A 5,855-nucleotide genomic window follows, 5' to 3' on the forward strand; every position below is an offset into this window, starting at 1 on the left:
GGATACAAAATGGTCTGCGAAATTGAATTTGCTCCGGACATACCGCTGCACCAGCGAGAAGGTTAGGTTGTCGCTAACCCGGTGATGAAGCGTTAAAGTGGCAGAGCTGTTTTTTGTTCTGCCAAAATCGGAGGGACTTTGTACGGTCAGATTTTTTGCGTAATGGTCAAAATCGAATGTGCCGTCGCCATTGTTCTTTACATATACACCGCGGTCGTATTGCTGCACACTCTTTTCGTGGGCATAATTTACTTCCAGGTTCAGGCTCGTATTGGAGGAAAAGATATAACTCAGCGATGGTGCGAAGAAAATGTTACTTACTTTCTGGTAATCCCGGAAACTGTTTGTGCGGTCATAGCCAACAACAGCCCGGTACAATAGTTTTTTGTTTTTAGTCAGTGCGCCGGTTGCATCTGCTGAAAACCTCGCGGCATTCCAGGTGCCATAAGCGGCGGTGAATTCAAAACGGTCCTCGGCCTGCGGTTTTTTTGTCACGAAATTGATAATCCCACCAGGCATACTTTCACTTAGCAGTACCGAGGCGGGGCCTCTTAATATTTCAACATTTTCGATGTTGTAAAGTAATGGCTGCTGGCTCCAAAGATATAATGTCCCTCGGATGCCATTGAAGGTCGTAAAGCTGGCGTCATTCGGGTTGTAGCCGGTGAAGCCACGAAGGGCAAAGCCACCCATCGAATTATTGGCTTTCACACCAGTCATCAAAGGTGCAATGTCATTAAGCGTAAATGCCTGACGGTCTTTAATGATCTGCTGTGAAATAACCTGAATAGACTGAGGAGTTTCCAGGACAGGAATGTCCGTGCGGGTGGCCAACATGGAATGGCTGGTTTTGTATTTCGTATTCCTGCCGGTAATGGTTACTTCTTCCAGTTGCTTCTGGTCCTGTGAAAGTTGCAGGTTAAGGTTTATTGTTTTCCCGGAAACAATTGCGACATCCTGCTTTAATGCTGCGTAACCCGTACTGGAAACCAGCAAGGTGTATTTTCCAGCTGGAATGTTTCTCAATGAGAAATATCCGTTTCCGTCTGTATAAGTCCCATATGGGGTATCCTGGAGGCGAACATTGACCTCGGATAGCGCTTCGTTCTGAAAAGAAATAATATGTCCCGTAAGACCGCCGGTCTGGGACTTGCATACGGTAGCTAAGCTAAATACGCAAAGTATTAGGAAAGTAAATTTGATCATTTTGTCCGTTTTGAACCACTATGAATGTGACTGATTCATGCATAACCATTGGCCTGACTTTGCAGTGCAGGCTTTCGAAGCGTCAACAATCTTTCAAAAAATCAGAAAGAAACGTTTGAACCTCAGATGGTAGCCGGATGTTTTGGAGGAGAAAAAATAGCGAAAGGAATTCCTAGGACAGGAATTTCGTCAAAATGAATGTAGTCGTTGCGAAAATGAACTAAGATGGGAGAAAAATTTGTCAGCAGATATTCGGGAGCGAAATGACAGTCGATTGCATTGCTAACCGAGATATCCAGGTGCCCGCCGTCCTGAGCTGAATTGGTGTAACGAGTGGACATTACCTCGGCCATTAATACTTCCAGGCCGTCCATGCGCATGTACCTGCGCTCTTCATACCGGTTATGATCAGAAAAACTTTTTTCAACCATTAACATATAAGGTACCTGTTCGGGCCTGCTGATGCACCCCATGGCTGCCATCCATAAGTAGTTAAGCAAAATCAGAGAAGCAAGCAGGCGTTGAGCCATATTTCCGGGACTAAAAAAACCGTGTCGTTATATACGGTAATGTAACAAGGATCGATTAATTTGGATGTGCTTGTTTATTTTATTGTTGAACACATATCATTATACTACCGTTTCTGTCGGGGTTTGAAAGCGGCCTATTCCTCTGCCATTCACATTTGACGTAGATTCGGCGATGGCAAGTTTGTGTTCACGGAGAACCCTAGCAGGAAAGGCCCAACCTGATGGGAATACTCTTGTAAGTCTGTCAAGAAACCGGCGACTGAATTAATAAACCCGCGCCGCCAGCTTCTTAATTTTGGAGGCTAAGATAATCGCCGTAAGATATCTATATTTTTCATTCCTAAAATGTTTTCCAGTTTTTAAATCAATATATCCAGCTTTTGTAAGACTAAAAGTGATCAGGCTTACAGAAAAATGCAAGCGGGTTTTCTCGGGACCGAAAAGTGATTTGATTTTTATACTTCTAGTTCGGCTTTAACGATCCGGTTGTTTCTTGTAAAGGCGCGTTATGCTAGATATAAATTCCATCTATCATATGTGAAATCAATCGGTAGTTGAAACGAAGTATTCTATCCTTCGATTTTGCACCTTATCATGGACTGAATGGCTATTCTAGTACAATTTAACATGCCAAGTACCCGATAAGCGGTACGTTAAATAACTTATACGTGTGGGAAAAGTGTTGCCCTATCTAATTTTGGCAAAAGCAACTTTTATAGAGCGCACTTCCCGAATCCAGCGTGCAGGCTTTTTATCATTTGGCGTAATGATCCGAAATGGACCTTCGCCATTACCAAGTGGCTGCCCGTCTTTTGTTGTTGCAAGCAGAATCACCTGGTCGGTAAATTCAGGGTCGATCTCTGCAAGTGAATACAAAACTTCATAGCCATCGGCAGCGGAGATCAGCAGATATTTTGCCAGGTTTTCACCGCGCAGCTTTGCTCCGGTTGTCACGCCTGCTTTTTCCAGGATCTCGATCAAAGTAACGCCGGCGAACACATGCTCTTTGCCGTTCCGGTCTTTCACTTTATGGCTTACCTGTTTAAAGGTGGCAAGCTCTGTTAGTTTCAGTTCCAAGGGCGTTGTCACTTCCCCGATGACGGAAAGCGTCGCCGTATCTTGGGCAAATGATGAAAATTTAGCACACAAAAGCATTAAAAGGCTAACTGCAATGCTATGTTTAGAGAATTTGGATTTTGACATAGTTCAAGGATTTAAAATAGGATGGGAATTGGAAAATGCAGGGTTAGAAATAAATGATGAGTCTGTTAGCATACCCAGGAAAGCGGTCAAATCTTTCTTCTCGTCGTTTGTCAATGACAGGTTCTTGCCCCCGGTTTCATTGGAAACGTCTTGCAGGAAAGCACTTAGCGTCGGACTTTTCTGAATGTGCTCGCTATAATGGTCAAGAACCTGCTCAATGGTTGTAAACCGACCGTCGTGCATGTAAGGAGCGGTCAGGATAATGTTACGGAGTGTAGGAACGCGAAACCTTGCCCGGTCAATGCTTTGCCCGGTGAATTGCTCCCTGCCAATGTCAGTGGCTATGCTGTCCAGGCCGTTGTTATGGAACAGCTCCTTGAAGGTTTTAGCCCCGCCATGGCAATGGCCGCAGCTTGCGCCCCTGATGCCGCGCTTTGGGTCTGGGCCGTTTTCAAAAAGGTGCAGACCCCTTAGCTGCTGATCGGTTGGCTGGTAAGTGCCGGCCAAATACTGATCGTACTCCGAGCCAGACGAGATCAGAGTCCTTTCAAATTGGGATAGTACTTTCAGGATTTTGTCTTCCGTAATGATGCTGCTTCCAAATGCGTTTGCGAACAGCGGAGGATACAAGGCGGTGTTGTTTAGCTTTCTGGCCGACTCGCTGAGTGGTTGGCCCATTTCGTGGGGGGCTGTCAAGGGAAATTTGGCTTGATCTTCCAGGCCAGGTGAGCGTCCGTCCCAGAAATAGTTGCGCACCCAAAGTAGATTAGCCAGCGACATGGAGCTTCTGGTAGTCAGGTCCCCGTTGGTGCCTGTGCTGAATGCTTTTCCATCTGTAAAAGCTAGTCTTTGTTGATGGCAGCTTTCACAGGAAATGTTATTATTTGCCGATAAGGCTTGTTCATAAAACAGGAGCCGCCCCAAATAAACGCCTTCTTTTGTAGTGGGATTATCGGCCGGAATAACAAACCGCGAGCCGAAATTGGATGGATACTGCAAAACATAAGGTTGGGCATTTTTGCTTTGAAACGACCCGATGAGCCCACAAGAAATAAAAACAGCACAAACCAGGCTGCCCTTAGACCAACTTGCGTTTTTTTTTAATACCGTTTTCAATAAGTTTTTCATTAGCCCGAATGCATCTTAGAAGTGATTGAACACCAGGTTCACAAAGAAATTTCGACCGGCTTCTGGGAAACCTTCTACCAAAGTATAATTGACATCAAAAACATTGTTCAGCCCTGCTTCGGCAGAAATGGATTTGTAAAGCTTAACTGATGCCTTGGCATTCACCAGCGTATAAGCTTTTGCCACGGTGCCATAGCTTGTACTGTAACGGTCGCTGTTGTATTCGGCACTTGCCAGGATGTTTGCACGCCTTAAAAACGAGTAATCGGCATATGCAAAGACCTTATGCTCGGGTACATTGGTGAAAAGAATGGCCGGGTTGGTCTTGTTTTTTCTTTTGATAAAAGAATAATTGGAACCAATGCTAAGCCCTGAAATGACCCGGTAATCCAGGCCGGCTTCCGCACCATAGAACCTTGCTTTTCCTGCATTTTGCAACTGGAAACGTCCCGGCTGTACATTATCTACCTGCTGAATGATATCATCAATGATGCTGTTAAACACGCTCGCTTGCAGGCTGAGTTTATCAGCAATTTTTCCCGAATAGCTTAAATCCAGATTTACAGCTGCTTCCGCGCCCAGGTCGGGATTGGGAATCGCTTGGCCCATCCGGTAGGAATAGCGGTCTTTAATAGTGGCGAACCGGGTTTTGCGGGCTACCGATGCTTTCAGCGAATGGCTTGTATTAATATCCCAAAACAAGCCTATCTGCGCATTGACCGCATTGTTTTTGCTGTCGTCAAAATTGGTGATTTCCTGGGTCGTGGCATTATATTCCTGGGCTTTGTCGCTGCCTCGTGTGTTAAAGCTTACGCCTGGAATAACGGCCAGAGAAGTGGTAATTTGATAAGTGTTTTCAATGCCTACGGACAGGGTATTATCAATGTAACCTTGCACGGGTTCACCCAGATCATTCTCCCTGTGTACATCACGTTTATATTGCAGGTTCAACTTAAAAACATTATTGGCTAATACCCTGGACTCATATTCTGCATTGCCGCCAAATGTATAATCGTTATAGAAACTTTGAAATGCGTAAGGCCTGGTTTGCTTGGTGTAGGTCGTATCATCGTAGCTAAACAGCTGGTTCACAAACGTGTCGTAGTACAAGCGGGTCTTTACTTTGCTTTTTTCACCAACAGCTGTATTGGATATAAAATACAAGCTTTGCTTGTTCCATTTTGGCCATTTCCAGAAACGGGTCATGATCCGGGAATCGTCACCCACGTATGGTGGATTGCCTTTTTCTCCTTTTTGGTTCACATAGCCGACCACATATTCGTCGGTAGCGTTGGGTGTGAACCCTGCTTTCACGCTGAATTTAAGGTCATTGCGGTAAGCATTCTCACGGTCGTCAGTTTGCTGGTATCTTCTTTTTGTAAATTCCTCAGACAAATGAAATGTTTTTTGTTTCAGCTGCGAAGCACCAACCTGGTAAAAGAATTTGCCAAATCTGGATCCGGCATTGACATTCCACCGGTAACCATCACCGCTGTAAATGCCCGCGCGGCCATTGATCTCAAACTTGCTGACTGGTTTACGGGAAACAAGATTAATTGCGCCGCCCATGGTGTTTGCCCCGTAAAGGATCGATGCGAATCCCTTTGAGACGTTGATTTCGGCAAGATCAAATGTGGTAAACCGCCCCATATCTACGTAGCCATCATAAGGAACATAAACCGGAACGCCGTCGATGAACACAGGCACCTGGCGCAAGTCAAATCCACGCACGTAAACGACGGATTCATTTCTGGGGCCAACATTGGCGATGCTTACACCGGGCAGGAT

Annotated in this window: 5 protein-coding genes; all 5 read right to left on the reverse strand. The window is 45.3% G+C overall.

What is annotated here, in order from left to right; all coding sequences use genetic code 11:
- On the reverse strand, positions 1-1,206 hold a 1,206-nt coding region (locus ABIO93_RS08605), incomplete at its 3' end, for a TonB-dependent receptor (protein ID WP_348066544.1).
- A 122-nt stretch (positions 1,207-1,328) separates the two neighbouring features.
- On the reverse strand, positions 1,329-1,736 hold the full coding sequence (locus ABIO93_RS08610) for a hypothetical protein (protein ID WP_348066546.1): 408 nt from the start codon (positions 1,734-1,736) through the stop codon (positions 1,329-1,331).
- Between the two features lie 687 nt (positions 1,737-2,423).
- Positions 2,424-2,939 (reverse strand): molybdopterin-dependent oxidoreductase, encoded by a 516-nt coding sequence (locus ABIO93_RS08615; RefSeq protein WP_348066548.1) that lies wholly within the window; start codon positions 2,937-2,939, stop codon positions 2,424-2,426.
- A 3-nt stretch (positions 2,940-2,942) separates the two neighbouring features.
- Positions 2,943-4,067 carry a cytochrome c peroxidase gene (locus tag ABIO93_RS08620; RefSeq protein ID WP_348066550.1) on the reverse strand — a complete coding sequence of 375 codons (1,125 nt, stop codon included), beginning with the start codon at positions 4,065-4,067 and terminating at the stop codon, positions 2,943-2,945.
- 15 nt (positions 4,068-4,082) lie between these two features.
- Positions 4,083-5,855, reverse strand: a 1,773-nt coding sequence (locus ABIO93_RS08625) for a TonB-dependent receptor (protein ID WP_348066552.1), incomplete at its 5' end; no start/stop codon positions are given.

The sequence above is a fragment of the Dyadobacter sp. genome (genome assembly GCF_039919315.1).
Classification (GTDB): Bacteria; Bacteroidota; Bacteroidia; order Cytophagales; family Spirosomataceae; genus Dyadobacter.

Bases quoted from the DNA above. Each gene is read 5' to 3' on its own strand.
- ABIO93_RS08620 (WP_348066550.1), bottom strand. From the start codon at position 4,067: ATGAAAAACTTATTGAAAACGGTATTAAAAAAAAACGCAAGTTGGTCT.
- ABIO93_RS08615 (WP_348066548.1), bottom strand. From the start codon at position 2,939: ATGTCAAAATCCAAATTCTCTAAACATAGCATTGCAGTTAGCCTTTTA.
- ABIO93_RS08610 (WP_348066546.1), bottom strand. From the start codon at position 1,736: ATGGCTCAACGCCTGCTTGCTTCTCTGATTTTGCTTAACTACTTATGG.